We start from the raw sequence: 26,518 nt of genomic DNA on the forward strand, positions 1-26,518 counted from the left end.
GCGGTTTTTTGTTTCCTTCAAAAGGGAGAACGAATGCATCAAGCCATCGAACCGACGGAAATCGCGCTCGACGCGTACACGATGTGCAGCTTTTTACCCAACCTCGATTCGGCGCGCGCGATACCCTTGGTATTGATCGGTTACCGCCAAGGCGAGGATCCGTGGTTCGTTTGGCTCGTTCCAAAAGACGGAATCGATTCGACTGGTTTGACGGATGATCCGTATTACGCAAAAGTGCTGCGCGATCCGCACTCGTATTTTACGAGAAAGCTCAGCAAATATATCGAGGAGACGGGCTGCGTGAAGCGCGGAATTGAGATGCTGGTGGACTGCCACCAGAATCATCTCGCGTTCACCCCGCTTACCGAGCTGGGAGAAACGCCGTTCCGGCACCCGCTCCAGGTTGAGCTGGTAGGGGCGTTTTAAGCAGCTCCCGCTCCCGCGCGCGAATGTAGCGCCGGTACGTGATTTGCACGGGCACCGCTTGCGCGGACTCGCTGAGTTGCGCGTGAATGGTGAGCGTCGCGTCGAGTGCCAAGAGCAGCGCGTCGTCGAGCGCGTAGTAGGCGATTCCGTCCAAGCGCATCTTCCCCGACATCGTTGCGTGACCGCCGGGTAGACCGCCACTCATTGGCCCCGCCGCTTCGAATCGGACCGCCACCGCGGGACGCCCGGCGATCTCACCGCCGGTGCCGGGACGCAGGTAGCCGCGCAGAACGGCATCCCCTCCTAGGGGCGAGGTCGCGTTGAACGGCACGGACGCGTGCAAATGCAGAAGATCGCGCATCGTGGCGCGGTCGAGCTGCACCGCAAACGGCTGGTTGAGGATCGTGAGAAAGTCGGGATCCTCGTCCCAGCTGTCTTCGAAGGTTCCTCCGGGCCGAAGTTCTTGAATGAAACGGGCGGTGGCGTCGTGCTTTCCGCCGGCATCGCTGCGTACGTAGTGCGCCTGCGCTTCGAACCGCGCTCCCTTGCCTTGTTTCGCGACGATGAGCGTCTCGGTACCGTCGTACGTCACGCGCGACGTCGTCTGGGAGGCCCCGATCCGGTAGACGTCTTGCCCGCTGACGGTGTACGGCTGATCCGCCGCAGCGACGGCGGTCGTCGCAACGATTGCCGCGATCAAAGCGAGGCTCAACGGTGCGCGTGAAATGTCCGAACCCCGTTTCTGGCAAGTGGCTGCTAGCAGTATACCCGGTTTATCGTAACACGCCCGCAGCGTCGCGGTAGACGACGACGGTAATAGCCGCAATCGGCGGCGCGAAGACCGTCGCGATGGGTATCTCCGCCCAGAACTCCGCCTGCGGCACGTGAAAATGCACCAGCGCGAAATAGAGCGCGTTCTGCGCCACGAACTCGAGCAGCGACAGTGAGACGATCGCCAGCGCCCGCACGAAGACGGTGCTATTCCAGGCCGTCACGACGCTGCGCACGAGGGAACGAGGGATCACCGTCAAGACGGAAACGTCGTCGTCGACAACGGCCGCGGTGTCGGCGAATACCGCGACGACGGAGAAGCCGAAAGCCGCAAGGCCCGCGAGCAGTTGGAGGGGATTGGCGGACGTGCTATAGATGAGAGCCGCGATCCATACGTAGCTGAGCAAGAAATCCAAGACGATGACGGCCCACGCTCGTTCGAGGAAGCGCTCCCAGACTAGACTCTCCGCTATCGGCGTTTCAGCGGCGTCGGTCGAGACGAACGCGTAGACGAGCGCGGCTACCAATGGTACGGCGATCGCGCCGCCGAGCTCGTCAGCGTGCGGTACGCGCCAGACGAGTGCCAAGGCCACCTGTGCGGCGAACGCAACGAGGACCGCGGTCGTATAGAGCTGCCAACGGCGAAACGTCAGTTGGAAAGCCAGTCCCGTGAGTTCGAGAAACGGGCGGAAGGGTTTAACGCCGCACTCCGGCTCGCTGCGTCAGGAAGAAGCGGACGTCCGCAGAGCCTTCGCAGACGACGACTGCGTCCGCATCGACGAAGCTGCGGCCATTGATGTCGACGATGAAATCGCCCCGAGCCAGGCCGGCGAGCGTCCTGTGGACGCTGCGCATGAACTTGTCGGACGGAGCGCGGGATCCGATTGCTTCCCTAACGGCTAGCGCGAGCAGCTCGCGAACGCGCAACGGCGTTGCAAGCGCGAAGGCGGCCGATCCGTCGGCGGCGACGGCGTGGAGATCCAACGGAACCCGAACGCGAATCACGATGGAACATTTTCTGCTGCATCGAGGAGCTGCCTGCCTGCGGGGATAACGGTAATTAAATAATGTCCCACTTTGGGAACGTGCCGGCCGACGTACTGGTCGGCACCGTAGAGAAGCTCGTCTCGAAAATGGATGAGGCGGAACTTGCCGCCGCTTTCTCGCACGAGCTGTCGACGATGCCGCCCGAAGCCGCCGCTGCGTTCGTCGAAGCGATGTTCGACGCGTTTCGCGATCGCGGCGAGTCGTCCGAGGACGCAGCCGAAGGAGCGGGCACGACGATCGCGAGCATTCAAGCACGCGACGGCGTTGCGACGCAGGCGTTCGTCGAGTACGCGCGTCAGAATCCGGGGTTGATGAAGGAGGCCACGATCGTCTTCGTGGAGCGCCATCCCGATCTGGCCGGCGCGCTGCCCGCGGTTTTGAGAAGCGCGATTGCCGAGCGGTTGACGAACGTCACGTGAGCGACGGACCGCGGCGTCGCCGCTCAGAAGAGGATTCCGGCGGCGGAGGCGGCGGTGGACTGCCGCTCTTCCCGTTGATCCTCGTTGTCATTTTTGCCGGTCTGCTGCTCGGCGGTGTGCTGGCGAAGTTCTTCGGCGGCGCGTCTTCATCGAAATCGACGCCCCCGCCGAGCACGTTTACGATTGCGCCCGAACGGTCGACGGCTCCGCTCGCGATGGTAACGCGCGGCGCGACGCCTCGTCCGATCCCGACCGAGACCGCTGGTGCGACCGCGAAGCCATCGGCAAAACCGTCCGAAAAAGCGTCGCCCGCCGCATCCGCCAAGCCGTCGAGTGCGCCGAGCGAATCTCCAACCCCCAAAGCGTCGCCGAAGCCGATCCCGTCGCCGTCGGCGCGGGTCGTTTACGTGACGCCCGCACCGCACCGGCCGACTGCAGCACCCAGCAACGTCTTCACGCCGTCCGCAGCAACGCCCGTTATCGCCGCGGCGACGTCACCGGCACCGAACTACGTCGCGGCCGGAGGCGATCAAGCCGCTTCGATCGTGCGCTCGTATTTAGGTGCGCTCGCGCGCGGCGATCGCGCGACCGCGACGAGCTATCTCGCGCATGGGCTTCCCAGCGAAGCCTTCATGGATGCCAACGCGCGGATCGTTTCGGTTCATAGCGAAAACAGCGCGAGCCCGTACAAAGTCAGTGCCGACGTACAAACCGCCACCGGCGAATACTACATCACGTTTACGCTGCAGCAGGGTACCGGCGGTCTGCAGATCGTCGACCACTACGCGATCAAACCGTAGCAGCCGCTAGATTTCGGCGCCTAATCCCGTTACGGCACGTACTTGCAGTTGGCCGAACATTTCTTGGGCTTCGCGATCGGGGGCGACGAGCGTTCCGATGATGGCGCAGACGAAGCCGACCGGAATCGAAACGATGCCGGGATTTTCAATCGGGAAGATCGCGTGCGGGCCCATCCCTACGGGGCTGATCGCAATCAGACCGATCGACGATGCGAGACCGCCGAGCATGCCCGCGATCGCACCGCCGCCGGAAAAGCGCTTCCACCACAGCGACAGCAAGATCACCGGAACGTTGGCGCTGGCCGCGACCGCAAAGATGAGTCCGACGAGAAATCCGACGTTGTATCCGCGTAGCGAAATCGAGAGCACGGCGGAAATGACGGCGACAACGACGGCCGTCGCGCGCGCGACGTAGAGGTTTTCGGTTTCGTCACCCTTGCCGTCTCGAACGAGATTGAACCAGATGTCGTGCGCGAACGCCGATGAGGCCGCGATGGTGAGTCCGGCGACGACGGCGAGAATCGTTGCGAATGCCACGGCCGAAACGAACGCCGCCAGCATCGAGCCGCCCAGGTGCGCGGCCAGCAGCGGAACCGCTAAGTTGCTATCTTGCTTGGGAACGATGTAGTTGTTCGCGACCAGATCCGCGTTGAGCTTGTCGGCTTGTTCGGGGTGGTGCGCGATGTAGGAAATGGCCTGGCCCGCGTACAGGCGAGTACCGATTTGCTGCTCGCCGACGATCGTCGCGGCACCGAGTCCCATGAACGAGATGAGCACGTAGAAGATGCCGATGAGCACCATCGCCCACGCGACCGACCGCCGTGCGGCGTTTGCGGAAGGCACCGTAAAGAAACGGATGAGAACGTGTGGAAGCCCCGCGGTCCCGAGGGCCTGCGAAAGCGAGAACGATAGCAGGTTCCACGCGCCGACCGATCCGATGAAGAGCAGGCCGGGGTTGAGGAGGTTTGCGCTTGCGCCGGCAGCCTTGTGCACCGCGCTTGCCGCCTGCAGCATCGCTCCAATCGAAAAGTTGAAGTGAACCAGCACCAGCGCCGACAGAATGACCGAGCTTACCAGCAGCAGCCCGGCTTTGATGACCTGCACCCACGTCGTGGCGAGCATGCCGCCGAAGAACACGTACGTGAGCATCAACGCTGCCACGACCACGATTGCCACGATGTCGCTGAGCTGCGGTAAGAGCAAGTGAACGACCGCTCCGCCGCCGACCATCTGCGCGATCATGTAGAAGATGCTGATCACCAGGGTCGAAAGGGCGGCGACCGCGCGAACGTTCCGGCCGCGTAAGCGAAACGAAATCAAGTCGGCCATCGTGTACTTGCCGGTATTGCGCAGCTGCTCGGCGACGAGTAAGAGCACAACCAGGAAACCGACGAATGCTCCGGTCGCGTACATGAAGCCGTCGAATCCGTAGAACGCGACCAACCCGGTAATGCCCAAAAACGATGCGGCGGACATGTAGTCCCCGGCGATCGCCCAGCCGTTTTGCAGGCCGCCGATGCGGCGATGGGCGGTATAAAAACCGCGGCTGGTCGTGCTTTGTCCGGCGGCCAGGTACGTCACGACCAGCGTGATGCCGACGAAGATCCCGAACATCACGAGCGTCTCTTGCGTGCGCATCAGCCGGCGGTCTCCTCGGTCTCGCGAATCTCTTCCGTCTCGTGTTTGCGGCAGAGCGCGGCCTGCAAATCGAACGCGCGCGCCCGCCACAGGTAGGCCGCAAGCAGCCCCCACGCCATGACGAACTGCGCGAGCGCGTAGCAATAGGCCCAGGTCAACGACCCAATCGCGGGCCGGCTCATCGCCGCCGGAGCGAACCCCGCCGAGACCGGCAGGCCCAGGTAGAACGCGATGAAAAAGATCGTCGCCGGAACGACGAACCATCGCCGAGCTCGAACCAGCGATCGAAACTCGGGTTCCGCGGCGAGTGCGTCCCACTGTGCCGTCGTGACGTGATGGTGCTGGCCTTGCATGCGGCCTACATTCGCAGTATGCGGCGAATGTCCGCGCCGACGAACTCCTCTGCTGCGAGACCCGCGATCAACACGGCGCTCCCGACGATGGCGAAAACCGGGGCGGCCGGGTCGGCCGGATAGGACGTTGCCGAGTACACCATCCAGAGCGCGGCGGCGAACAATACGGCCGCCGCGAGCGCGCGGACGAGCCACTGCAGTACCGGACGGCGGCGCGATTTAACGAGGATCATTCCGGCAAACGCGACGAGTGCCGCGCAGCTAAAGCGCGCGAACTCGGCTAAGACGAACGAGTAAGTAGCTATTCCTCGTCCGGCCAACCGGCGATTTCGCCGATCGCAGCGCTCTTGAGGACGCGCAGGCCAAGCATCGCGCACTTCATACGCGTGGGGCTGATACCGATGCCGACGTTCTCGAGCACGATGTCCTTGGACAGCTTCGCGGCGTCTTGGAGCTTCATCCCCTTGACGGCTTCGGTAAGCATCGACGTCGACGCTTGGCTGATCGCGCAGCCTTTGCCGGAAAACTTCAAGTCGCTGATCACGCCGTCGTCGACTTTCAGCTCGATGCGGACCTGGTCGCCGCACAACGGGTTGAGGTCCTCGGCTTGCGCGTCGGGGCTCTCGATGTGACCGAAGTTGCGGGGATTGCGGTAGTGGTCGAGGATGTAGTCGCGGTAGAAATCGTCCATTCGCTACAGTTTAAAGACGTGCGCGGCCTTGTCGAGCCCGTCTACGAGCGCATCGACGTCGGCCTCGGTGTTGTACAGATAAAACGACGCGCGGGCCGTCGCCGGCCAGCCCATCTTTTCCATTAGCGGCATCGCGCAGTGGTGTCCGCCACGGATGCAGACGCCTTCGCTGTCGAGAACCGACGCCAGATCGTGCGCGTGAATGTCGGCGAAGTTGAATGAGATGACGCCCGACACTTCCTCGGGATTGCGCGGGCCGTAGATATGCAAGCCGCGCCGCTCGAACTCGCCGAGCCGCTCGAGCGCGTAACCCGTCAGACGCAGCTCGTGATCGCGAATCCACGGCATGCCCACGTCCTGCAGGTAATCGATGGCAACGCCGAATGCGATGGCGTCGGCGATATTGCTCGTTCCCGCTTCGAACTTCCACGGCAGATCGTTAAACGTCGTGTGCGCGTACTCGACTTTGCGGATCATGTCGCCGCCGGTGTCGAACGGCGGCATCGCTTCGAGCAGCGCGCGCTTGCCGTACAGGACGCCGATCCCGGTCGGACCGAGCATCTTGTGTCCGCTGAACGTATAGAAGTCTGCGCCGAGCGCCCTCACGTCGACCGGAAGGTGCGGCGCGCCTTGCGCACCGTCGATGAGGACGACGGCACCGGCACGGTGGGCTCGCTCGACGATCTCACGTACCGGCGCGATAGTGCCTAGCGCGTTGCTGACGTGGGCGACCGCGACGAGCTTAGCGCCGTCGAGCAGCGCGTCGAGATTGCCGAGGACGAAGCGCCCGGACGAGTCGATCGGAATGAACCGAAGCTCTGCGCCGGTTCGCTGTGCGAGCAGCTGCCACGGCACGAGATCGGAATGGTGCTCCAGCTCGCTGAGTACGATGGCGTCGCCGCGCTTGACGTTGGTCGATCCCCACGAATAAGCGACCAGATTGATCGCCTCGGTCGTGTTGCGCACCCAGATGACCTCGGCGGGATCGGCGTTGATGAACCGCGCGACCTTCAGCCGTGCGCCTTCGAACTCATCGGTAGCGCGGGCGGCAATCTCGTAGACGCCGCGGTGGATGTTGGCGTTGTACTGCTCGTAGTAGTCGACCAGTGCCGCAATCACCGATCGCGGCTTTTGCGACGTGGCGGCGGAGTCGAGATAGACCAGCCGTTTTCCACGCGACGTCGGCCGGGCCAGAATCGGAAAGTCGGCGACGATTCGCTCGAGCTTCTTATCGGTGGCGGCGATCATGATGCTTTAGTGCGCAGGGCTTCCCGCAGCTCTTCGCGCAGCGCCTCGGTAGGAAAGTTCGCGATGCCCGGCTCGAAAAAGCCCAGCGCGATCATGCGCTCGGCGGCCGTTGGTTCGATGCCGCGGCTTTCCAGGTAAAAGATTTGCTCTTCGTCGAGCGCACCGACCGTTGCGCCGTGATACGCTTTGACGTCGTTGGCCGCGATTTCCAGCGCGGGAACGGAATCGATGTGCGCGCGCTTGGAGAGCAGCAGCGCGTCGTCACGCAGGCTCGCGTCGGTGCCTTGGGCGTTAGCGGCGATGCGAATGTTGCCGAGGTATCGCGCTTGCCCGCTTCCGGCTGCGGCCGACTTCACGTGCGTCTGCGACGACGATTCACCGACGACGTGATCGACGGTGCTCACGATGTCGACGTGCTGCGATCCGATCGGGAAGAAGAGCGACGTTATGGCGGCTTCGACACCCGGCTGTGCGATCGTTGCCGACAGGTCACCGACGCTCAAGTCGGCCCCGAAATCCGCCGATGCCCAGGCGATTTTTGCGTCGCGTCCCGGGCGTGCGGCGCGGGTCGCGAAAAAGCGCGCGCCGGCATCGAGCTGCTGATAGGCGGCGCACGTGAGATCGCTGTTGTCTTCGTTCACCGCTTCGGTGACGGCGCACACGAACGCGCCGGCGCCGCCGGTATAGCGTTCCAGCACCGTCGCGCGCGCCCCGCGCTCGAGCAGCACGACGGTATAGGGAAAGACGCCCGCGTTCGGCGCTATCGAATAGGTTATGGTAATCGGTTCGCTGCAGTCGTAATCCGCAGGCACGTATACGAAGCATCCGGCCGACGCAAACGCGCGAGCGAGCGCGCCGAACTTCGCGGTCGTCGCTTCGGTCGCACCAAACGCGCGCGCGAGCAGCTCGGCGTGGCGGCGCGCCGCCGTGCTCAGGTCGCAGGCGATGACGCGCTCGGAGGCACGCTCGATGCGGACCGTCGCCCCTTCGGGCGAGATCGTATCGGCGTCGGGCGCGATTGCGTCGAGATCGACGCGCCAAAAGCGCGAGGGTCTTTGGCGCCCGCTGGGCGTGGTCAGGAAACGATCGAGCGCTTCCGCGCGCGCTTTTGGCGCTAAGAGGGTCGCGTCGAGTCCTTCGATGCGCTGATGGAGTTCCGTTTCGGGGATCGTCGCGCTAGGCAATGGCGCCGATCTCCTCGCGAATGGTGTCGTAACCTTCGCGCTCGATCCTATGCGCGAGCTCCTGGTCGCCGGTCTTGACGATGCGCCCGTCGATCATGATGTGCACGACGTCCGCCGCGACGTGCTGAAGGATCCGCGGATAATGCGTGATGACGAGAAAGCCGGTGTTGCGTCCCTCGTCGCTCGCGCGCAGCGCTGCAATCGATTCGCCGACAGCTCTAAGCGAGTCGACGTCGAGACCCGAGTCCGTCTCGTCGAGCACGGCGTACTTGGGCGCGAGCACGGCGAGTTGAAGCATTTCGAGCCGCTTCTTTTCACCGCCGGAGAACCCGTCGTTGAGATAGCGTCCCATAAAGGACGGATCCATACCGAGAAGTTCCATCTTTTCGAGCAGCAACGCGCGGAATTTTGCGGGCGGCAAATCGCCGGGGCGCTCGGCTTGGCGCGCGGCATGCAAAAAGTTGGCGACTTTCACGCCCGGAATCGCGGCCGGATATTGAAACGAAAGGAACAGGCCGGCACGCGCGCGCTTATCGGGCGCGAGGGCCAGCAAGTCCGCGCCGTCGAGAGTCACCGATCCCTTGTTGACGGCATACTGCGGATGGCCGGTCAAAGAGAAGGCGAGCGTCGACTTGCCGCTGCCGTTAGGCCCCATCAGCGCGTGAACTTTTCCGGGCTCGACGACGAGGTCGATGCCTTTGAGAATCTCGTTTCCGGCGACGCTGCAGTGCAGGTCGGCGATGCGCAAACCCTGGTCGGACACGTGCGGGGTTCCTTTCTTTTGAGCCTCTGGTATCGTAGCCGAGCCTGTCCTAGAAAGTCAAGGAAAAACTTTACTATCTAGGGGGTCCGTGCTAGGATAGGCTCAAGGTGACCGTAGACCGCTTTTTCCAGACGACCCGGGGCAAGATCGTGGCGGAACTTCGCCGCCGCGGAACGGCTTCGGCGGCAGACTTAGCGCGCGAGTTCGGGCTCTCGCCCAACGCCGTGCGCCAGCAGCTTGTTGTCCTGGAGCGCGACGGCCTGGTCGTCGAGAAATCGGTGCGGCGCGGCCCCACCAAGCCCACGCTCGAGTTTTCGCTCACCAACGACGCCGACAAGCTCTTCCCGCAGGCCTACGACAAGATGCTCGACGCGGTTCTTCGCGAGGTGCGCGACCAGTTCGGGTCGCCGGCCGTCGAGCGCATCTTTGAGGGGCTCTCGCGTAGGGCGGTCGAACGCGCACGCCACAAAATTACCGCGCAAGAACCCGAACAGCGCGTCGCTCAACTCACGCAGATGCTGCGCGATAACGGTGTCGTCGCCGAGTACAGTTTGATCGACGGCGGCTACGCGCTGCACGAGCACAACTGTCCGTATTCGGGCGTGGTTAAGGAACATCCGGAGGTGTGCCAGGTGATCCACCAGGTCATCGACGAGACGATCGGCGGCGAGCACGTGCAAACGGAGTCGCTAGCACATGGCGGCAAGGAGTGCCGCTTCGAGATGAAACCTACTGCATAGGGGAATAACGAGAGTATGGATTTTCCGAAGTTTCAGCGATTGGTCGAAGAGCGTACCGGGTTCCGCACGATGGAGAACGCGACCGCGAGCGGCGAGTATTTCAGCGACTCGTGCGGTGACATGTACAACTTCTTCCTGAAGGTCGGCCCGGGTGCGGTGATCGAGGACATCTCGTACTTCACGACCGGTTGCGGTTTCGGTACCGCGACCTGCAGCTTGGTCGTCGATTTGGCCAAAGGCAAGACGGTGGACGAAGCGGCGACGATCGCCGCCTCCGACGTCGAGTCGCAGCTCGGCGGATATCCCGAAAAGAAAAAAGATTATCCCGAGCGCGCGCTCGAGGCGCTCCACGTCGCGCTCGACGATTACCGGCAGAAGGTTTCGAGCGGGGCCGTTCCCGATTACGGCACGATGCCTCGCGCCGCTGCCGCCCCGGCGGCAGAAGTTGTCGAGCCCAAGGCCAACGGCACCGCCGCCGCCGACGACGGGAAGCTTTTGATCAAACTGCGCTAACGCTATTTTCGCAGCAGCTCAGACGTCGCGCTAACCACATAGCGCGACGTATTTTTTTCTTTGTCGTGGACCGACTCGAAGAGCGTCAGCGCACGGATCCGCAGGGTTACCGGTGCAACGTTTACGAGCGGCAGCGGCCGGCGCGGATCCTTCACTCGCGCGACGGTGACGTGCGCGACGGCGTCGTCTTTGAAAGTAAACCCGAGGCCGGCATACCCGCTGCGAAGGCGCTCGCACACCGTGCGAAAGTCGCGTCCCTGTTCGCGAGCTCCAACGTAAACGATCCGCGGCTTTTGCTCGTGCGGGAACGCGCCGACCTTGTCGAGCGCAACGTCGAGCGGAGCGGTCGCCGCCGCCGCTTCGTCCATGACGCGCACGATCTCGACGTGGCGTTCCGGATCCACGTTGCCTAAAAAAGCCAGCGTGACGTGCAGCTTGTCCAGCCCTTCGAACTTTGCCGCGAATCCGCTGCGCGCGAGCTCCTCGATGACGGCACCGCACGCAGCGCGCGCTGTATCGTCGAGCTCGATGCCCGCGAACAGCCTCACAGATACGGATTCGATTGCCGCTCGGTGCCGATCGTCGTAAAAGGTCCGTGACCGGGAACGACCGGCGTTGCATCGTCGTACGGTAAGAGTTTTTCGCGTATCGAATCGACGATGTCTTCCATCGACGTCCCGCCCAAGTCCCAGCGCCCGATCGATCCGGCAAAGAGCGTATCGCCCGTGAGCAGCGTGGTGCGCAGACCTTCACCGTCGCGCAGCGCGAAGCAGACGCTTCCCGGCGTGTGACCCGGCGTGTGTAGCACGTCGAGGCGCACGCTGCCAACGCGAAGCGAGTCGCCGTCGCGCAGGTCACCGTCGAGCGGTACGATCGGGGGCGCATGCGCCAAACCGATCCAGCGAGCTTGAATCGCGAGCGTTTCATACAGCGGAAGATCGGCCGGGTGAAGAAGGCCGCCGGCGCCGGTGAGTTCTTTGAGCCGCCCGAGGTCGCCGATGTGATCGATGTGCGCGTGCGTGTGCACGAGCAGCTTGGCGCGAAGATTTCGTTGCTTCAAGTACTCCGCAACTTCGTCGACGCCGTCACCGCCGTCGACCACGATGGCCTCTCCGCTGGTTTCGTCGGCAACGATCGTGCAGTTGCACGCGAGCGGTCCCACCGTAAACGTTTCGCAGATCACCCGTCTGCGTTTACCGGCTCAACACGGGTTTCCCGTCTTGCCGTCTTGCCCGACCGCGCCTTCGTCGGAGCTGCCTCCGGAGCCGCCGGCGGCGGGCGGATTTCCGTCGGATCCGTTCCCTCCGTTAAAACTCTTCGATAGATCTTTGCTGCTCGTACTCGAGCCATACGTGATGATGCTGATGTAATCGATCAAGCCGTTTTCGTAGAGGCGGCCGCCGTTGCCGCCCTTGTAGCCGGCTCCGGTCGCCGGCGGTGTGTCGGGACACCAGTACGTCCCCGGGCCACCATTCCCAAATTGATCGATTGTGATCGACAACCCGAACTGCTTGAGCGACGCGATCGCGATGTGCTTGGGAGGAACGAGGGTGAGGTCGCCTCCGTTTCCGCCGGCAACGCCCGTGTTCAAGTCGCCTTGGCTCCAATTGCCGCCCCAACCGCCTTCGACTCGATACGCCGCGTACGATCCGTTGACCGGCCGGCTATGCGCGTCGTTACGATCGCCGGTACCTTTCTTTCCAATCTGCGCAAAGTCGATTTCGGCCGAGCCGCCGTTGCTGACGCCGCTTCCCGGGGCGGCGCCGAGTCCGTGTAATCCGAATCCGGCCAAAATACAGTTCTGACAGGCGCCGTAGTAACCGGAGCCTATTTCGGCGCCGCTGAACGCCGAAACGCTTCCGCCGCTGCCGGGCTGCCACATCGACGACTTGGGCCACGATTTCGCTTTGATGAAGATCGAGCCGCCGCCGCCGCCCGCACCTTGCACGAACGTTATGTCGTATCCGTTCGGATGAGTGGGCGTCCCGTTTAGCGGATAGCCGTTCGAGCTGCTGTAGCCGATGCCCGACCAAAAAGACGCCGCCAACGTGCCGCCCTTACCGCCGTGACCGGCCATCAGGTTCGGCGAGCTGCCGGTAATCTTGCTCGTCGTGATCTCGATCGAACCGGCGTGACCGCCGTTGCTTCCCGTGAACGTATAGCCGTCGGCGGTCGCGGTTCCGGCGTTGTCGTCCTTTCCATCCCCGCCGTTGCCCGACAGTATCGGACTCTCGATCTCTACGACGTCGGGCGGGTACGCCTTGACCGTCTTGTGGCCGTCTTTTTTCGCGAGCGCTTGCGTGCGCGAGACGGCATCGGACGTGCCGATGACGATCGATCCGCCGTTCTGTCCGTTAGGCCGGTTCTTGTCGGTGCCGCCTTTGGCGCCGTCATCGAAGGCGATGCCGACACCGAATCGCGCGATGCACGGCTGCTTCGGATTGGCGTTTTGCTTAGTACTCGACGTGATGCCGGCGTTGTCGCCCGAAGCGATCTCCCACTTGCTCTGCAGATCGATGTGGCACGCGCTCACGAAGTCGTCGACCGGCCCGGCGTACTTACCGTTCTTGGTCGTCTCGATGCCTCCGTACGGCCCCACGATCGTAAACGACGGCGTAAAGAACGCAACTTGTATCCCGCGCGGAACCACGAGCGTGCCGGAGATCGTAATCGAGGCGCTCGCAAAGACCGCGAGGTTCTTGGTCACCTTCACCGTCTTGCCGGTCGCGACGCTCCAGTTTTTCGTGTTGACGACGCCGCCGGCAGTGGCGCCGGCGGGCGTGACGTCCGACGTGGTCGCCGGAAACGCCGGTGCGGGGATTTGCGGAAGCGCTCCGCCTCCGCGGCACGCGCTCAAAGCCGACGCGGCGACAAACGCATAGACGCGCAACGATCTCATACGGCACCCCCTCGTAGCAAGAGAGTGACTTACGTCAAAAAAGCGAGTCCTTCCTAGTCAACCTGGATCCCGAAATCGTGGAAGCCGCCGTTGAAGTATCCAAGCGGCGTGCCGGGCCGGCCCGCACAAGCAATGACGCGCCCCAAGAAGATGGAGTGGGAGCCCGCATGGTGCTCTTCGGTGACCGTGCACTCGAAGTGCGCGATCGTTCCCTCCAGTACCGGGGCGCCGGTTTCGCCGACGCGGTACTGCATCTCGTCGAACTGGCGGTCGCGGATCTTCCCGGAGAAACGTTCCGCGAGGTCGCGCTGACTTCCGGCGAGCACGTTGACGCAGAACGCGCGCGATGCCGAGATGAAGAGATAGCTGCGCGCCGCGCGATTGATGCAGATGAGGACGATCGGCGGATCGGCCGAAACGCTGGCAAACGCGCTGACCGTAATGCCGCGCGGCTCACCGTCTTTGAAGCTCGTGACGACCGTGACGCCGGTGGGAACGTGGCGCATGGTGTGTTTGAACTCCAACGGGCCCGTCATCGGATACGCGCGCCGATACCGGTTCCGTTGCCAAGCGGCAGAATGGTGGCATTGAGCGACGGGTGACCGAGAAACGCGTCGATGAATTCGCGACCGGCCGCCAGACAGTCGTCGACGATGATGAGGCCCGATAGCTTGAGCATCGGGAGGGCAAGATCCATGTATTGCCGGTACTCGCGCTCGTCGGCGTCGATGAACGCGATGTCGAGGTTGCGCTGCGGAAAATTTTCGAGCAGCTCCAGCGCCGGCGTGTTGAAAATTTCGATGAAATCGTCTTCGCCGGCACGTCTGAAGTACGAACGCGCGATGTCGGTGCGATGCGTGTCCGGATCGATCGTCCAGATTTTGCCCATACGTGGTTGCGCGAGCGCCATCCACAGCGTCGAGTATCCGTAGGCCGTTCCGATTTCGAGAATGTGGTTGGCTTGCATCGCGCTGACCAGCGTGGACAGCAGGCGCCCGGTCTCGCGAGGTACAATCGGAACTCCGTCCTTGCGTCCGTGCTGCTCCAGCTCGAGCAGCAGTGGATGCGGTTCCGGGTGTACCGCCTCGAGACTTTGCAAATCCAGCTCCATCGTCGCGTTCTGTTGGCCGGGAACCAGGGGCGACCTGCCCGAAAAGAGGCCGTCCCATGCTCCGCCGCCTGCGTTTGTTTCCGCTCAATGCCGTGCTCTTTCCGGGTGCCGTGCTCAACTTGCACATCTTCGAGGCGCGCTACAAGCAGATGATCGACGAGTGTCTGAGCAGCGGCGAAGGATTCGGCGTGGCCTTGATTGCGGAGGGAGCCGAGGCAGGCGATCCCAACGTCACTCCGCACGAAGTTGGCTCGATCGCGGAAATCGTCGACGTGCAGTCGCTGCCTTTCGATCGCTACTTCATCTCGACGGTCGGACGGCAGCGTTTTCGCATCTGCGAAATCGTCAGCCGCGAGCCGTATCTCATGGTCGACGCCGACGTTCTCGACGACGCCGAGGACGACGACGAGGAAATCGCGCGCCTGAACGAGCGCGTCCACTCGCTGTTCGCGGAGTATTTGGAACTGGTCGTGGAGCTTTCCGGAAGCGAGGCCAAGGTGCGCCTTCCGGACGACCCCCAACGTGCCTCTTTCGTCGTCGGCGATACGCTGCAGATTGCCGAAGCGATCAAGCAGCGTCTACTCGAACTGGAGACGACGAAAAAACGGCTGGTCGCGGAAGAAGATTTCCTACAGCGGTTGCTGCCGCAGCTGCGCCGCCTTTTGGAACGCCGGCGCAAGGAGCTCGAGGCGCGACGCGAGCGCGGCGAGGACATTTCGTTTCGTCCCAATCAGGAAAAATTCTTCGGAAAATACTTCTCGCCGAATTAACGCGCGGTAACCATATGCTCTGCACTCTTGACGACATTGCGTAGCAGTGCGATGTTGGTCACCGGTCCGACGCCGCCGGGGACGGGCGTGATCGCGCCGGCGACTTGCACGGCGCTCTCGAAATCGACGTCGCCGCGAAGCGCACCGTCGACCAGCGTCGTACCGACGTCGATAACGGTCGCACCCGGCTTGAGATCTTCGCCGCGGAGCATCCCCGGTACGCCGGTTGCGATGACGACCACGTCGGCCATCTGCGTGTAGGGCTGTAAACCGCGCGACTCCTTGTGTAGAATCGTGACCGTTGCGTCTTGTGCCAGCATCAGCATGGCGACCGGAAGACCCACGACGACGGATCGGCCGATCATGACGGCTTTGCGGCCGCGCAGCGGCCAGTGCGGACTGCGCTCGAGCAGCAGCATCACGGCTGCGGGCGTTGCGGCCACATACTCCGTGCCGCTGCCGAAGGCCAGATGGCCCTGATTGGTGGGGTGCGTTCCGTCGACGTCCTTGTGCACCGGAATAGCGTCGGCGATTTCGCGGATCGAGAGATGCGCCGGCAACGGCTGCTGCAGCATCACGCCGTGCACCGTCGGATCGTCGCGCAGGCGCTCGAGGCGCTCGCGCACCTGGGCAAGCGACGCCGATTCGGGCAGCTGGTCGACCTCGACCGTCACGCCGACCCGTTCCCCGGTCTTGGCGAGATTACGCACGTAGGCGACGCTCGATTCGTTCCTTCCAACGAAAACGATGTCGAGACGGGGATGAATCCCGGCGTCGCGCAGCGCACTCGTACGGCCGAGGAGTTCCACGCGTAAGTCGGCCGCGAGCGCCTTTCCGTCGAGAATGTTGGCGGGCACGCCGTCGCCGTTCGTCCGCCGAAGGAGGCAAACCCCCTGGAACGCGTTGCACGCGAAGTTTTGCTGCGGTCGCGCTTCGCGCCCGAAGAGTTCGAGCGCGCGTTCGAGAGCTTCGTGCAGACCTATAACGTCACGCCGACCGTCGGACGCTGCAGTCCCGAGGTGCTCGACCGCTATTGCAAGCTGTTCGAACGGCTCGAAGACGCGGCGCGCCTGCAGGAAGTGCGTTTTCGCGGCATCCCGCTCTACGCGGCCGTGTTGCCGGCTGGAACGGTCGTGTTCGAAGGAGAGGTCGACGAAGACCGAATGGGTGACTGGTGAGATCGCGCGTCGTCGCGTGGGTGGTTGCCGCCGTCGTCGTCATTGCCGCCCTTTGGATTCTCGTTCCGCTCTTTGGCTCGCAATCGGGTCACGCGAACGGACCGGCCGGTATGGCGGGGGAAGCGGCTCCCGTGTTTGCCCTGCGCGACGATCGCGGTCAGCCGGTTTCGCTTGCGAACTATCGCGGCCAAGTCGTCGTCATGAATCTCTGGGCGTCGTGGTGTCCGCCGTGCCGTGCCGAAATGCCCGATTTGCAGCGATTATCGCAGACGTATCGCGGGCGTGGTCTCGCCATCGTCGGCGTCAATGAAGGCGAGTCGCCCGAACGCGCGCGCGCATTTGCCGACGCGCTCCACATCGCCTTCCCGATTTGGATCGACGACCAGCAGCAGTACGGTCGCGTGTACGCGGCGCTCGGAATGCCGACAACCGTTATCATCGGACGCGACGGAACGGTGGTGCGCGGCTTCGACGGAGCGCTGGCGTATCCGCAGATGCGGGCGGCGGTGAACGACTTGGTGGCGGCGCGTTGAGCGCGTATGCCGCCATTGCGATCGTCCTGACGGCAGTGGCATGGATAGAGGTCGCGATTCCGGGTCGCGACCTCTACCACACCGGCTGGTTCAACGTCGCACTAGCCGCACTCGTCGTCATCTGCGTTGCCGGCGCCCGAAGACGAAATCTCGTGGTAGCGCTGGGGGCTGCAGTCGTCGCCGGCGCGACCATTGCCGGCGGACTCTTCGCGCCCGACAACCATACCGTCGTCGGCGCGCCCGGACAGCGCGTGCGCGTTGACGATTTGGGCGGTACGCTGGCGTTTCCGTTCGCGCAGCCCAGAACCTCGCGGCAACAGGTCGCGTTTCTCGGACCGCCGCTGACCACGTTCGTCTTACACCCCGTCGAGCGCAGCGTCGTCTACGTCGAAGCGCGCGACGCGCGACAAAACCGTTTGACGGTCACCCAACCGACGGGAACCGCGTTTCTGTCGCCGGTTTTGCTGATGCAGCAACAACAGCAGATCGCCGGCTTGATGCTGCCGTACGATTCGTTTGCCGTTCCGGCCGCGCACCGCATCGTAAAGGCGGTACTCTTTTCTCCGCAGCAGGCGGCGATGCTGCGAGGTATCCAAGGGCTGGCAACCGGGGCAGTGCTCTTCGCTGTTGACGACGACAACGATCGGCCGTTGCCGCACGCGATCGCGTTGTGCGTCGACGGCCAATCCGTTACGGTCGGCGGCCTTTTGCTGCACGCCGACATCCTGCAATACCCCGCGATCGAGGTTGTCGCCGTGCCGTCGCTCGTCGCCGCGGGTATTGGAACGCTACTCGTGTTCGGCGGACTGTTCGCCATGAGGAGACAAACGCGCAAAGGCTCTTAGCCGCGACGAGCGATGCTAACGGCTAGGCCTAGAACTCCCTACTCGTCTCTGAAGAAGCCGGCGATGTTTCCGCTCGAATCGAGCACGAATAAGAAATTGCGCGACCCCTTATCGAAAATCGCCGTATAGTGATAGCGGTCGTAGCCTGGCACTGAATCTTCGCTCACGTATTGGAGCTTTTGAAACTTGCCAAACGGCGCCAGATTGTCGTCGATCTGAGCCACGAGAGCCGGGGCGAATCCTTGCGCCATCTGCGGCGTCACGCCTTTCGTGGGAACCTGCCCCGCAAGAATGGTGGTGAAGAACGCTTGGAATTGCGCTGTCTTTGCCGGATCCTCCGGAGCCGGTGAGGCGCCGATAAACGCTATCGTCGCGACTATGAGAAAGCAGCGCGCAAAGAGAGACGTGCTCTTCATGGGATCCTCCCTTCAGAACTCCGTCGTCGAAGTAAAGCGGAAGTTTTCGATCTTGACTGCGGGCGATACGAGCGAGTAGTGATAGGAACCGGTGCGCGTCTGCTCGCTCGCGAACTCGCACTGGCGCAGGCAGTCGAGAATGCTTTGGTTGAACCGCAGGTTGCGCACGCCCCCCGTGACTTTCCCATCTTCGATAAGGAACGTGCCGTCGCGGGTCATTCCGGTGACGACCGCCTTCTTTTGATCGACGGTGCGGATATACCAGAACCGGGTGATAAACAAGCCGCGCTTGGTTTCGGCGACGAGCTGCTCTGCGCTCTTGGTTCCGGCACCGATGACCAGGTTGCGCGCTTGCGGACCAAATGAGTTCGGCGCGGGCAGCGCGTGGCCGGTGTCCGGCCGCCCCAGCTTGTTCGCGTAATAGCTGTCGGTGACGACGTTGCGAACGATGCCGTGTTCGACGAGCGGCAGCTGCATCGTTGGATGACCCTCGAAGTCGAAGGGCATTCCGGGGTTGAGCCTATGCGCGTAGTCGTCGGAAACGTTGACGTTCTCGGCAAAATAGCTGCGGTCGAGCCCGTCGCTGCAGAACGACGCGCCCTCGTCGAAGGTTTGCGCCGAGAAATGTTCGGCCAGATAGACGAAGAGCTCGCCGAACGCCGATGGCTCGAGGATGACGGTCCACGAACCGGGATCGACGGCGACCGGGTGCGTGGCGCCGGCGGCCTTACCGGTCGCGCGGCGCCCGACCGACGCGGCGTCGATGTCGCCTACGCGCGTCGAGTACGCCTCGGCAAAGCCGGTGGAGTCGGACGCGTTCATCTTGACGTTGACGCCGGCGTCGCTTCCGTCGAACGACGCATGCGCGCCCGACGTGTTGACGATGGTGTATCCTGCCGTCGAGGTCGAGACGTAGCCCGCGCACCATTGCCCGGCCGATTCGGCCTCGTCGAAGAGCGCCGCACACATCGACGCGCGCAGATCGGCCGGCGCGTCGGCCGTGCCGGGATCGTACGCGCCCGGTGGGGCGGCGGTCTTTCCGCCGGTAGGAAGCGTTGGATGCAGCGGATCTTGCGGTGCGAGTCGCGCCATTTCGATGGCGCGGTCGACCGCCTCGCGCATGGACGCGTCGTCGAGACGGTTCGTGCGCGCGACGCCGGTACGCTTATCGACGACCGCACGGATGGAAATACCCGCTTCCGCCGTTGCAACGTTTTGATTGCTGACTTGGTGCGTGAAGCGCGTCAATGCCGAATCGGCGGCCGACACCAGCACCTCCGCCTCGTCGGCGGCGCCAGCCATATCCAGCGCGCGTTTGGCGACGGCTTCGCGCTGCGCGCTATGCATAACCGACACCCACCGCAACGTTGCGGAAACGAGCCGGCGCCGTCGCCTGCGTGGTCAATCCCGTCTGCATCGGTTCGCCCTTGCCGCAGTTGGGCGTTCCCCACGCAAACCACGACCGGTCGTCGCCGATCGCGTCGCAGGAGTTCCAGAACCTCGGCGTCATGCCGGCGTACGTTGGATTCTTGAGCATGCGGCCGCGTTTGCCGTTTTTGACTTCCCATCCGATTTCACAGCCGAACTGGAAGTTGAGCCGTCGGTCGTCGATCGACCACGAGCGATTGCTTTCCATGTAAATGCCGTCCGCGACGTCGTCGAATAGGTTGTCGAACGGAACCGATCCCGGAAGCAGTACCAGATTGCACATCCGGATCATCGGCACGTACTCCCAGCTCTGCGCACGGACGCAGGCGTTGCTGTCACGCCCGATGGTGCGTGCCGTGTCGTTACTCATCTCGTACCCGGCGAGGATGCCGTTGCGGACGATATCCGAACGCACGGATTTGGTTCCCTCGTCGTCGTATCCGCAGGTGGCCATGCCGGCCGGCAGCGCGTTGTCGACGACGATTGAGACGATGTCCGAACCGTACTTCAGCTTGCCGATTTGATCGATTTCGAGGAAACTCGTTCCGGAAAAGTTCGCTTCCCACCCCATTACGCGATCGAGCTCGGCCGGATGGCCGCACGACTCGTGAATCTGCAGCGACATCTGCGATCCGCCTAAAATGATATCGAACGTTCCGGCGGGACATTGCGGTGCGCGAAGCAGCGCCACGGCCTCCTCGGCAACGCGCGGAGCACCTTCGAGAAGCTTTGCGGCTTCGACGATTTCCCAACCGCCCGATTGATACAAGCCGACGTCGCCCGGATAAGTGCGCGACTGTACGTCGCCGTCACCGACGGCCATCGCTTCGACGCCGCATCCGGTGTGGCGCAACCGCTGCGCGATACGCGATCCGGTCGTGCTGTACAGCGTCTTGTCCGTACGCCAGAGATCGAGCCATGCGCGACCGACGGTAATTTCCGGCGAGACGTGCAGCAATCGCTCGGCATCGAGGAGCAGCGCCACGCGCTCACCGAGCGGCACGTCGTAGGGATCGCGCACGACCGGGGTATCGAACGTATCGACGTAGGGCGCCGGCGGCGGAGAGCCGATCCGGCGCCGTGCGATGGAGGCGCTCGCGCGGGCAATCTTCGCGGCGCGTGCCGCGGTGCGGTCGAGCTGCGCGTCGCTCAAGTCGGAGCTGGCCGCGAAGCCCCACGCCCCGTCGACTAAGGCGCGAACGCCATAGCCGGTGCTAACGCTATCGGCCAGCGTCGCTACGACGCCGTTGCGTACCTCGATGCGGTGGGCGTGCTGCGTTTCGAACCGAACGTCGGCGTAGTTTGCACCCGCTGCCGTTGCACCGTCGAGCACGCGTGCTGCTAAGCCCGCGAAGTCCATGCGAGCGGGTATTTGAGGCCGCGGCCCGGTGCCCTTGCCCGCTTACGGTTTGTGCCGATTGGCCGGCGACCACCGCCCGCACGTTTCGAAGGACGATCTGGCCGCTCGAAACCTCCATACCCTTTGGCGGCAGCACGTAGATGCCCAAGAGGCGGGCGACTTCGGCCGTTTCCCCCGACCAGTGCACCGTGACGTGCCGCCAACCGGGCGCATCCAAGGTCGTCGCGTCGAGGAAGACGTCTTCGTTTATGGCGTTGCGCAGACCGACGCGCAGTCGCGATGCGCTGCCGTCGTCGAGAACGTCGAACGTCAGCCCGATCGTATGGGGAGGAAGCGGCAGGTCGGCCATGGCGTATGCCGCACGCTCGCTGCCTGAAAACGAATAGTTCAAGGCCACGCAGCTTCCGCACGACGGATCACGATCCAACGATCCCGGTCCGCCATGCGGCATCGTTGTGAAATGCGCGTGATCGGCAAAGGCGAGCGTCGATTCGTGAGAACCAACCGTTACCAGCGTGCTGGCGAGGCCGTCGCCGATGCGTAGGGATACCGTTGAGTCGCGCGCGCCGGCACGGTAGACGCCGTGCGCGTCGACATATCCGTCTTTTGTCTCCCAAGCGAGCAATGCCGGAAGCGACAGATGGTATCCGCGCGCGTCGATCGCACGCACGGAAAGCGCGATCGTGCCGTCCTTTTCGACGTTCGGGTTTGGCGGGAGAATCGTGGTGCGTGCCGGCGTACGGAGCACTTCGATGCTGACGTCACCCGCGACGCGTCCGCTGCGCACGACGATGTTTCCGGTGCCCGGCTGCAGCGCCGTGAAACGTCCGTCGCGGAAGATGCCCAGCGACGGCGGGTCGACTTTCGCAACGAGCGGGGCTTGCGTCGAAGCGACGTGATTGGCAGCGTCGACGGCAGCGATCCGTACCGGAACGTCGGCGCCGGTGACGGCGCGGATGACTCCGGGCTGCGCGACCAATCGAACCGCGGCCCCAACCGGCGCGGTGCTGTACACCAAGAGCCCGTCGCCGACGGGACGTTCGATGCCGTCCGACGGCGCGTTGATGACACTGGTGCCCGCGTCGCCTAAACGCCGAACGACCATCGTCGACGAGCCGCCGCCGTCGAACGCGAGCCCCTCGGTCGCGCCGAGGGCGCGCATGAGTGCGGAGAACTCGGGGCGGCTCAAGCCGACGCTAATCGACGGCTGCCGCCCGTCGACTTCGATCAAGAAAAGCGTTCCGTCGGGGGCAATCGCGGCGCCCGACGACGGAATGCGTTTTGCGAACTCGCCGCCGTTGGGTCCGTCGGGATCGTTGAACCACGCACCGTTGTGGAGGATGAGCGGACCGCCGCCGATCGCCGTCATCAACTGATCGAGTCCGACCGGTGAAAGATCGCCGCTCACGCTGGCGACGTCGCCGGGATTGGGCGTGTCGATGTCGCCGTACGCGCCGGGGCCGACGGCAAGATAATAGCCCGCCGGCTGCGCCGTTAAATTGTCGGCGACCGAGGTCACGCGATAGCGCGCGAGCGGCGGCGTGCCGTCGATCAGCTGCAACGCGATTAAGGTCGTGTTGTCTTGCGGCGGCACGTTCCCGAACTCGGGCGTCAAGAACGCGGTACCACCGTTGGGCGCCGGAAGCTGGTCGATTGCGTCGAGCGAGATCGTTTTATCGCCTAACTGCACTTGCCCGAGAAAACCGAACTCGTCGATGCCGGCGGTGCCGTCGCGCGCTATCGCGAGCGCGTAGCGCTTGCGCGGCATTTGCAGCAGCTGCCCGTTACGTACCACGATATTGAGCGGACGATTGGTGTTGCCGATGTCGAAGTAGTCGCCGTTAATCCCCGCGACGGCACCGGTTCGTTTCGCCATGGAGCCGACCGTTTCGCCGCGCGATTCCAAGACGTTGTTCGCGAGCACGCTAGCGACGTGAACGTCGCCGTGATGCGGCTGTACCGCCACCACGTGAATCGAAAGCGGACCGGCGTCGGTGTAGAGTTGATAGTCGCCATACTCGATGCCCGGTGCGATCGACTCGATCGTCGGCGCTTGCTCGAGAATGTGAGGAAACGGCGAACCTGGCGCGACGTTCGACGGAAGGTCGGCCGCGGCAGCCGCTATCGGGAGCGCGACCAGCAACGCAAATGCATACGCGAAGTGCTTCATCACCGCGATGAACGATTCGCGCTCGGCCGTCCGTGCCATACCGTGACGGCAAGCGGATAGCCGCCCGTTTGGAACGGGGCGCCGGGGACGCGGCGCAGCGTGCGCGCGTCCAGTACGTCGACGCGATCGGCGCGCGCGCAGGGCACGTAAAGCCGCTGCGTCGGTTCGTCGAGGTACGGTTTCCACGGCGTGCGGCACGTCGCGACCGGCGAACGGCGGTCGCGCAGCGTCTTGGCGTTCAAGACGTCGACGGTGTCGGCCGATTCGTCGGTGACGAAAAGCGTCGAGGTCGCGCGGTCGAGCGCGACGCCGATCGGAAAGCTCAGGTTCGCTCGGCGTGCGATCGCGCGCGGGTGCGTCGTTCCAACGGCCATGGCGACGACCGCGCCCGGAGCGCCGAACGGCGATCCGGTGCTCTGATTGGAGACGGCGTAGAGCACGTTTCCGTCGGCCGACAGCGCGAGCGAGAAGACGCGGTCGACGGCGCGGAAGCGCTGCACGACGCGCATCGAGCGCGAATCGACTGCCGCAACGGTGCCGTCGTTGGCATTCGCCACGTACACGAGGTGACGTCGCTCGTCGATCGCTAACCCTTCGGCCGTTTGTCCGGTCTTCACGGTCGTCGCCGTACCTTGGGGTGTGACGCGCGTCAACGCGCCGCTGCCCCCCACGTCGCGGTTGGTCACGAAGACGTCGCCCGATCTCGAGTCGATTGCGAGCTCGTCACCCAGCGGGACGTTTTCCACCCGCGCGACGCTCCAGGGGCTCAACGACGCAACGGTCAGCTCGTTCCCCTGCGTGTCGGTGACCGCGACTCGCCCGCGCGCGTCGAACGCCGCGTCGCTGGAAGCGCCCGCGATGGCGAGAACGCCGAGCGCGGAAAAGGAACCGGCGTCGTGAAAAACGAGGCCGTCGTCGTAGGACGCGACGGCAATGAGATCTCGGTCTGCCGAGGGCGGTGCGCCGATGCGCACGGTGCGGGCCGCGATTCCGTCGGCATTTCCGGCGACGAGCGTCGCCGTACCGGGTTTCGCCGCGTCACTGAGCGCGTACGTGCCGGCGTCGCTCAACGTCCCTTCGCCGACCAGCGCAACGTGGTAGGGCACGGGAATACCGTCGACTCGAAGACCCAGAACGCTCCCCGGCACATACGGCCATTTCGAAGCGGTAATTTGGCCAATCGCCGCACGCGTTTGTGCCGGACGTTCTGCCGAAGCCGTAAGGGCCGCAATGGCGAGCGCTGCGAGCACCGCCGCAGCGGCAAAGCGATACACTAGTGGCCTTGCAACAATCCCACGATCATGAGAACCAGACCGAATGCGCTGAGGCCGCATCCGGCGACGAGCAGCGTGCGGTTGACCGACAACGTCGAGATCGATACGAGCACGATCGCCATCTCGAAGATTGCCGTGGCCCATTCGAGCGTTTCGTAGGACTTCATCGCCGCATCCGAACTCGAGTCGTACTCGAGCGACTCGTTCTCGAAGGTGTCGGCTTCCTTGTTCGCGGACGCAGCCGCGTCTTTTTCACGGTCGGCCACCGACGCGAGCCCCTGACGCGACTGCGCGGTCTGCGCGATGTCGGCCTTGAGCAGCGCAGCGTAGAGCTCGGATCGAATGTTTTTGGCTTCGGCGGCGTTGCGGCGATCGACCGCCCGCGCTTGAAGCAGAATGGCTTGGCTCTTCGCGGTCAGGGCCGAGATCGAACGATGATGCGAAAAGAGCGTTCCCAACGCGGCTAAAACGGCAATGATTGCGGCGGCTAGCGCCGCGCCTCGATTACCGCGCTCGATATTCTCTCGACGCTCGCCGGCCTCTTGAAGAACCTTGGTAACGTTCTCGCTCATCGACCCGCTGTTTCGTGGTGCACGATCGCCGCAACGCGCTCCAGCCCCTCGACGACGTCGGTGCCGGGCGCGACCGCCGTTTCGAGCGTCTTACGCGGATCGAGCGTGAAACTCGCGAGCCGATATCCCTCGAAGGTCCCCGCAACGACGGTTCCGTCGGGATCGACGGCGTACGCGCGATCGTTGGTCCGATCGAAAACGACGACGTAGATGCGAAGCTCGAGCGCGCGCGCGCGCGCGATGCGTTCGGTCCAGGGCGAAGCCTCACCAGTGGTCCAAACCGCGAGCCGGTATCCGGCGCGTCGATAACCGACCAACCCGCCCGGATCGACAATGGTGTCGTCGCTGACGCTGACGGCGGGCAGCACGCGATCGAGCGCCGCCAGACGGTCCGATTCGCCGGGTCCGAGTGCGAACGCATCGTCGAGCACTTCCAAGCGCCGGTCGACGTCGCGCGGTAAACGGTCGGGCGAAATCGCCACGCGAAATGGAAGATCGGCCGTCCCGCCACGCGGCGCGACGTCGGAAGCTATGCCGCGCTTGGGCGTCGCATCGCCGACTTCGATCACTCCGGCGAGCGCCTCGAAACGCCGTTCGCCGGCCATCGCGACGATCTCGCCGTCGCTTCCGACGATTTGGCTCTTGCCGCAGTAAGCGACCATCCCCAACTCGGAGCCGCATTTATTTGCCGCCACGAACGGAACGTTGTTTTCGTACGCGCGCACGCGTCCGAGCAGATCGGCTTGGACGTTCTCGAGCGCTTGCGGATTACGTCCGGTCGTGACCCACGCCGTCGGCATGACGAGCATCTCCGCGCCGCGGTCGACAAGGGTTCGCGCGATCGTGGGAAGCCGTCCGTCAGCGCAAACGAAAACGCCGAGCTTCCCGACTGCGGTATCGATCGGGGTCAATCGCGAGCCGGCCTCAAACCAGCGGCGGTCGAAATGCCACAAGAAAAGCTTATCGGCACTCCCGGCGAGCGAGCCATTGCGATCGATTGTGACCGCTGCATTGTGAAGCGCGTTTCCCTGGCGCAACGCCGCGCCGGCCACGATCACCGTGCTCGTTTGCCGCGCGAGGTTGCACAAGCGCTCGAGCGTTGCCGTCACGAGACGTTCGTCGTCGTGGGTCGCGGAATCGCCGAGGACGTACGCGGGAAGCGTACCTTCGGGAAGGACGACCATCTCGGCGCCGTTCGCAGCGTCTGCAACGGCCTCGACGATCTGTTCGCCGACCCGAGCAAAATCTGCGCGGTCGTGGGCGAGCAATTGCATCGCGGCGACGCGAACGGAGCGTTTCATCGTGCCGCAGGTTTCGCGGCACTCGTGCGACCGCCCCCCGTGCACTACACGATGTGGGACATGTCGCC

General features: G+C 63.8%; 32 protein-coding genes. 9 read left to right on the plus strand and 23 right to left on the minus strand.

Annotated features, from left to right (window positions below):
- The first annotated feature begins 33 nt into the window (after nucleotides 1–33).
- Nucleotides 34–426 carry a hypothetical protein gene (locus VGG89_15280; GenBank protein HEY1977914.1) on the plus strand — a complete coding sequence of 131 codons (393 nt, stop codon included), beginning with the start codon at nucleotides 34–36 and terminating at the stop codon, nucleotides 424–426.
- Here the strand turns inward: VGG89_15280 and VGG89_15285 are convergent.
- From VGG89_15285 to VGG89_15295, 3 genes are all read right to left on the minus strand, one after another.
- Entirely contained in the window at nucleotides 362–1,138 is a 777-nt protein-coding gene (locus VGG89_15285; GenBank protein ID HEY1977915.1) for a hypothetical protein, read from the minus strand. The two genes, VGG89_15280 and VGG89_15285, sit on opposite strands and share 65 nt — an antisense overlap.
- Before the next feature lie 61 nt (nucleotides 1,139–1,199).
- Entirely contained in the window at nucleotides 1,200–1,784 is a 585-nt protein-coding gene (locus tag VGG89_15290) for a hypothetical protein (GenBank protein ID HEY1977916.1), read from the minus strand.
- A 109-nt stretch (nucleotides 1,785–1,893) separates the two neighbouring features.
- Nucleotides 1,894–2,202, minus strand: a complete 309-nt coding sequence (locus VGG89_15295) for a hypothetical protein (protein ID HEY1977917.1) — start codon at nucleotides 2,200–2,202, stop codon at nucleotides 1,894–1,896.
- Nucleotides 2,203–2,264: 62 nt separating this feature from the next.
- On the opposite strand from VGG89_15295, the gene VGG89_15300 reads away from it, so the two are divergent.
- Together VGG89_15300 and VGG89_15305 are read left to right on the plus strand one after the other, a co-directional pair.
- Nucleotides 2,265–2,663: a hypothetical protein gene (locus tag VGG89_15300; GenBank protein HEY1977918.1), complete on the plus strand. Its 399-nt coding sequence runs from the start codon at nucleotides 2,265–2,267 to the stop codon at nucleotides 2,661–2,663.
- Nucleotides 2,660–3,463: a hypothetical protein gene (locus VGG89_15305; protein ID HEY1977919.1), complete on the plus strand. Its 804-nt coding sequence runs from the start codon at nucleotides 2,660–2,662 to the stop codon at nucleotides 3,461–3,463. The genes VGG89_15300 and VGG89_15305 overlap by 4 nt, the downstream gene beginning before the upstream one ends.
- Nucleotides 3,464–3,469: 6 nt before the next feature.
- On the opposite strand, the gene VGG89_15310 is transcribed toward VGG89_15305, so the two are convergent.
- The 7 genes from VGG89_15310 to sufC form a co-directional block, all read right to left on the minus strand.
- Complete coding sequence (locus tag VGG89_15310; protein HEY1977920.1) at nucleotides 3,470–5,101, minus strand: cation acetate symporter; 1,632 nt, start codon at nucleotides 5,099–5,101, stop codon at nucleotides 3,470–3,472.
- Nucleotides 5,101–5,454, minus strand: coding sequence for a DUF485 domain-containing protein (locus tag VGG89_15315; GenBank protein ID HEY1977921.1), 354 nt, complete (start codon nucleotides 5,452–5,454; stop codon nucleotides 5,101–5,103). The genes VGG89_15310 and VGG89_15315 overlap by 1 nt, the downstream gene beginning before the upstream one ends.
- A gap of 5 nt (nucleotides 5,455–5,459) precedes the next feature.
- Entirely contained in the window at nucleotides 5,460–5,687 is a 228-nt protein-coding gene (locus VGG89_15320) for a hypothetical protein (GenBank protein HEY1977922.1), read from the minus strand.
- Between the two features lie 68 nt (nucleotides 5,688–5,755).
- Complete coding sequence (locus VGG89_15325) at nucleotides 5,756–6,145, minus strand: SUF system NifU family Fe-S cluster assembly protein (GenBank protein ID HEY1977923.1); 390 nt, start codon at nucleotides 6,143–6,145, stop codon at nucleotides 5,756–5,758.
- A gap of 3 nt (nucleotides 6,146–6,148) precedes the next feature.
- On the minus strand, nucleotides 6,149–7,393 hold the full coding sequence (locus VGG89_15330) for a cysteine desulfurase (protein ID HEY1977924.1): 1,245 nt from the start codon (nucleotides 7,391–7,393) through the stop codon (nucleotides 6,149–6,151).
- Nucleotides 7,390–8,577, minus strand: coding sequence for a SufD family Fe-S cluster assembly protein (locus tag VGG89_15335; protein ID HEY1977925.1), 1,188 nt, complete (start codon nucleotides 8,575–8,577; stop codon nucleotides 7,390–7,392). Before VGG89_15335 ends, VGG89_15330 begins: the two co-directional genes overlap by 4 nt.
- Nucleotides 8,570–9,340 carry a Fe-S cluster assembly ATPase SufC gene (gene sufC, locus VGG89_15340; GenBank protein HEY1977926.1) on the minus strand — a complete coding sequence of 257 codons (771 nt, stop codon included), beginning with the start codon at nucleotides 9,338–9,340 and terminating at the stop codon, nucleotides 8,570–8,572. The genes VGG89_15335 and sufC overlap by 8 nt, the downstream gene beginning before the upstream one ends.
- Nucleotides 9,341–9,447: 107 nt before the next feature.
- Here sufC and VGG89_15345 point away from each other — a divergent pair, with 107 nt between their 5' ends.
- The gene (locus VGG89_15345; GenBank protein ID HEY1977927.1) at nucleotides 9,448–10,080 is read left to right on the plus strand and encodes a helix-turn-helix domain-containing protein; all 633 of its coding nucleotides are present in this window, start codon (nucleotides 9,448–9,450) and stop codon (nucleotides 10,078–10,080) included.
- 15 nt (nucleotides 10,081–10,095) lie between these two features.
- Nucleotides 10,096–10,593: an iron-sulfur cluster assembly scaffold protein gene (locus VGG89_15350; protein HEY1977928.1), complete on the plus strand. Its 498-nt coding sequence runs from the start codon at nucleotides 10,096–10,098 to the stop codon at nucleotides 10,591–10,593.
- A gap of 2 nt (nucleotides 10,594–10,595) precedes the next feature.
- Here the strand turns inward: VGG89_15350 and thpR are convergent, their stop codons facing one another.
- Genes thpR through VGG89_15375 form a run of 5 tightly spaced genes read right to left on the minus strand, consistent with a single transcriptional unit; the run spans nucleotide 10,596 to nucleotide 14,603 of the window.
- Nucleotides 10,596–11,141, minus strand: coding sequence for an RNA 2',3'-cyclic phosphodiesterase (gene thpR, locus VGG89_15355; protein HEY1977929.1), 546 nt, complete (start codon nucleotides 11,139–11,141; stop codon nucleotides 10,596–10,598).
- Nucleotides 11,138–11,776 (minus strand): MBL fold metallo-hydrolase, encoded by a 639-nt coding sequence (locus VGG89_15360; GenBank protein ID HEY1977930.1) that lies wholly within the window; start codon nucleotides 11,774–11,776, stop codon nucleotides 11,138–11,140. Before VGG89_15360 ends, thpR begins: the two co-directional genes overlap by 4 nt.
- Before the next feature lie 18 nt (nucleotides 11,777–11,794).
- Nucleotides 11,795–13,492, minus strand: coding sequence for a hypothetical protein (locus tag VGG89_15365; GenBank protein ID HEY1977931.1), 1,698 nt, complete (start codon nucleotides 13,490–13,492; stop codon nucleotides 11,795–11,797).
- Between the two features lie 53 nt (nucleotides 13,493–13,545).
- Complete coding sequence (locus tag VGG89_15370; protein HEY1977932.1) at nucleotides 13,546–14,028, minus strand: flavin reductase family protein; 483 nt, start codon at nucleotides 14,026–14,028, stop codon at nucleotides 13,546–13,548.
- Nucleotides 14,025–14,603, minus strand: a complete 579-nt coding sequence (locus tag VGG89_15375; protein HEY1977933.1) for an O-methyltransferase — start codon at nucleotides 14,601–14,603, stop codon at nucleotides 14,025–14,027. Before VGG89_15375 ends, VGG89_15370 begins: the two co-directional genes overlap by 4 nt.
- 56 nt (nucleotides 14,604–14,659) lie before the next feature.
- On the opposite strand from VGG89_15375, the gene VGG89_15380 reads away from it, so the two are divergent.
- Nucleotides 14,660–15,373: an LON peptidase substrate-binding domain-containing protein gene (locus VGG89_15380; GenBank protein ID HEY1977934.1), complete on the plus strand. Its 714-nt coding sequence runs from the start codon at nucleotides 14,660–14,662 to the stop codon at nucleotides 15,371–15,373.
- Here the strand turns inward: VGG89_15380 and VGG89_15385 are convergent.
- Nucleotides 15,370–16,230 carry a bifunctional 5,10-methylenetetrahydrofolate dehydrogenase/5,10-methenyltetrahydrofolate cyclohydrolase gene (locus tag VGG89_15385; protein HEY1977935.1) on the minus strand — a complete coding sequence of 287 codons (861 nt, stop codon included), beginning with the start codon at nucleotides 16,228–16,230 and terminating at the stop codon, nucleotides 15,370–15,372. The two genes, VGG89_15380 and VGG89_15385, sit on opposite strands and share 4 nt — an antisense overlap.
- A gap of 60 nt (nucleotides 16,231–16,290) precedes the next feature.
- Here VGG89_15385 and VGG89_15390 point away from each other — a divergent pair, with 60 nt between their 5' ends.
- Genes VGG89_15390 through VGG89_15400 form a run of 3 tightly spaced genes read left to right on the plus strand, consistent with a single transcriptional unit; the run spans nucleotide 16,291 to nucleotide 17,929 of the window.
- On the plus strand, nucleotides 16,291–16,551 hold the full coding sequence (locus tag VGG89_15390) for a hypothetical protein (GenBank protein ID HEY1977936.1): 261 nt from the start codon (nucleotides 16,291–16,293) through the stop codon (nucleotides 16,549–16,551).
- Nucleotides 16,548–17,084, plus strand: coding sequence for a TlpA disulfide reductase family protein (locus VGG89_15395; protein HEY1977937.1), 537 nt, complete (start codon nucleotides 16,548–16,550; stop codon nucleotides 17,082–17,084). The genes VGG89_15390 and VGG89_15395 overlap by 4 nt, the downstream gene beginning before the upstream one ends.
- Nucleotides 17,081–17,929, plus strand: a complete 849-nt coding sequence (locus VGG89_15400; GenBank protein ID HEY1977938.1) for a hypothetical protein — start codon at nucleotides 17,081–17,083, stop codon at nucleotides 17,927–17,929. Before VGG89_15395 ends, VGG89_15400 begins: the two co-directional genes overlap by 4 nt.
- A gap of 38 nt (nucleotides 17,930–17,967) precedes the next feature.
- On the opposite strand, the gene VGG89_15405 is transcribed toward VGG89_15400, so the two are convergent.
- Genes VGG89_15405 through VGG89_15435 form a run of 7 tightly spaced genes read right to left on the minus strand, consistent with a single transcriptional unit; the run spans nucleotide 17,968 to nucleotide 26,450 of the window.
- A complete protein-coding gene (locus tag VGG89_15405) occupies nucleotides 17,968–18,345 on the minus strand; it encodes a hypothetical protein (GenBank protein ID HEY1977939.1) in 378 nt (125 codons plus the stop codon).
- 12 nt (nucleotides 18,346–18,357) lie between these two features.
- The gene (locus VGG89_15410) at nucleotides 18,358–19,692 is read right to left on the minus strand and encodes a TldD/PmbA family protein (protein HEY1977940.1); all 1,335 of its coding nucleotides are present in this window, start codon (nucleotides 19,690–19,692) and stop codon (nucleotides 18,358–18,360) included.
- Nucleotides 19,685–21,106: a TldD/PmbA family protein gene (locus VGG89_15415; GenBank protein ID HEY1977941.1), complete on the minus strand. Its 1,422-nt coding sequence runs from the start codon at nucleotides 21,104–21,106 to the stop codon at nucleotides 19,685–19,687. The genes VGG89_15410 and VGG89_15415 overlap by 8 nt, the downstream gene beginning before the upstream one ends.
- Nucleotides 20,994–23,342 (minus strand): phosphodiester glycosidase family protein, encoded by a 2,349-nt coding sequence (locus VGG89_15420; GenBank protein HEY1977942.1) that lies wholly within the window; start codon nucleotides 23,340–23,342, stop codon nucleotides 20,994–20,996. Before VGG89_15420 ends, VGG89_15415 begins: the two co-directional genes overlap by 113 nt.
- Complete coding sequence (locus VGG89_15425; GenBank protein HEY1977943.1) at nucleotides 23,303–24,577, minus strand: hypothetical protein; 1,275 nt, start codon at nucleotides 24,575–24,577, stop codon at nucleotides 23,303–23,305. The genes VGG89_15420 and VGG89_15425 overlap by 40 nt, the downstream gene beginning before the upstream one ends.
- Entirely contained in the window at nucleotides 24,577–25,149 is a 573-nt protein-coding gene (locus VGG89_15430) for a DUF4337 family protein (GenBank protein ID HEY1977944.1), read from the minus strand. Before VGG89_15430 ends, VGG89_15425 begins: the two co-directional genes overlap by 1 nt.
- Complete coding sequence (locus VGG89_15435) at nucleotides 25,146–26,450, minus strand: carbon-nitrogen hydrolase family protein (protein ID HEY1977945.1); 1,305 nt, start codon at nucleotides 26,448–26,450, stop codon at nucleotides 25,146–25,148. Before VGG89_15435 ends, VGG89_15430 begins: the two co-directional genes overlap by 4 nt.
- Nucleotides 26,451–26,518: the final 68 nt, after the last annotated feature.

This window comes from Candidatus Baltobacteraceae bacterium, from assembly GCA_036488875.1.
Lineage (GTDB): Bacteria > Vulcanimicrobiota > Vulcanimicrobiia > Vulcanimicrobiales > Vulcanimicrobiaceae > JAFAHZ01.

What these genes read in the sequence shown, in the direction of transcription:
- VGG89_15300 (HEY1977918.1), top strand. Translation starts at nt 2,265, where the DNA reads ATGTCCCACTTTGGGAACGTGCCGGCCGACGTACTGGTCGGCACCGTA.
- VGG89_15370 (HEY1977932.1), bottom strand. Translation starts at nt 14,028, where the DNA reads ATGACGGGCCCGTTGGAGTTCAAACACACCATGCGCCACGTTCCCACC.
- VGG89_15320 (HEY1977922.1), bottom strand. Translation starts at nt 5,687, where the DNA reads ATGATCCTCGTTAAATCGCGCCGCCGTCCGGTACTGCAGTGGCTCGTC.
- VGG89_15350 (HEY1977928.1), top strand. Translation starts at nt 10,096, where the DNA reads ATGGATTTTCCGAAGTTTCAGCGATTGGTCGAAGAGCGTACCGGGTTC.
- VGG89_15315 (HEY1977921.1), bottom strand. Translation starts at nt 5,454, where the DNA reads ATGCAAGGCCAGCACCATCACGTCACGACGGCACAGTGGGACGCACTC.
- VGG89_15410 (HEY1977940.1), bottom strand. Translation starts at nt 19,692, where the DNA reads ATGCATAGCGCGCAGCGCGAAGCCGTCGCCAAACGCGCGCTGGATATG.
- VGG89_15380 (HEY1977934.1), top strand. Translation starts at nt 14,660, where the DNA reads ATGCTCCGCCGCCTGCGTTTGTTTCCGCTCAATGCCGTGCTCTTTCCG.
- VGG89_15325 (HEY1977923.1), bottom strand. Translation starts at nt 6,145, where the DNA reads ATGGACGATTTCTACCGCGACTACATCCTCGACCACTACCGCAATCCC.
- VGG89_15435 (HEY1977945.1), bottom strand. Translation starts at nt 26,450, where the DNA reads ATGAAACGCTCCGTTCGCGTCGCCGCGATGCAATTGCTCGCCCACGAC.
- VGG89_15330 (HEY1977924.1), bottom strand. Translation starts at nt 7,393, where the DNA reads ATGATCGCCGCCACCGATAAGAAGCTCGAGCGAATCGTCGCCGACTTT.
- VGG89_15420 (HEY1977942.1), bottom strand. Translation starts at nt 23,342, where the DNA reads ATGGCACGGACGGCCGAGCGCGAATCGTTCATCGCGGTGATGAAGCAC.
- VGG89_15430 (HEY1977944.1), bottom strand. Translation starts at nt 25,149, where the DNA reads ATGAGCGAGAACGTTACCAAGGTTCTTCAAGAGGCCGGCGAGCGTCGA.
- VGG89_15280 (HEY1977914.1), top strand. Translation starts at nt 34, where the DNA reads ATGCATCAAGCCATCGAACCGACGGAAATCGCGCTCGACGCGTACACG.
- VGG89_15405 (HEY1977939.1), bottom strand. Translation starts at nt 18,345, where the DNA reads ATGAAGAGCACGTCTCTCTTTGCGCGCTGCTTTCTCATAGTCGCGACG.
- VGG89_15365 (HEY1977931.1), bottom strand. Translation starts at nt 13,492, where the DNA reads ATGAGATCGTTGCGCGTCTATGCGTTTGTCGCCGCGTCGGCTTTGAGC.
- VGG89_15375 (HEY1977933.1), bottom strand. Translation starts at nt 14,603, where the DNA reads ATGGAGCTGGATTTGCAAAGTCTCGAGGCGGTACACCCGGAACCGCAT.
- VGG89_15310 (HEY1977920.1), bottom strand. Translation starts at nt 5,101, where the DNA reads ATGCGCACGCAAGAGACGCTCGTGATGTTCGGGATCTTCGTCGGCATC.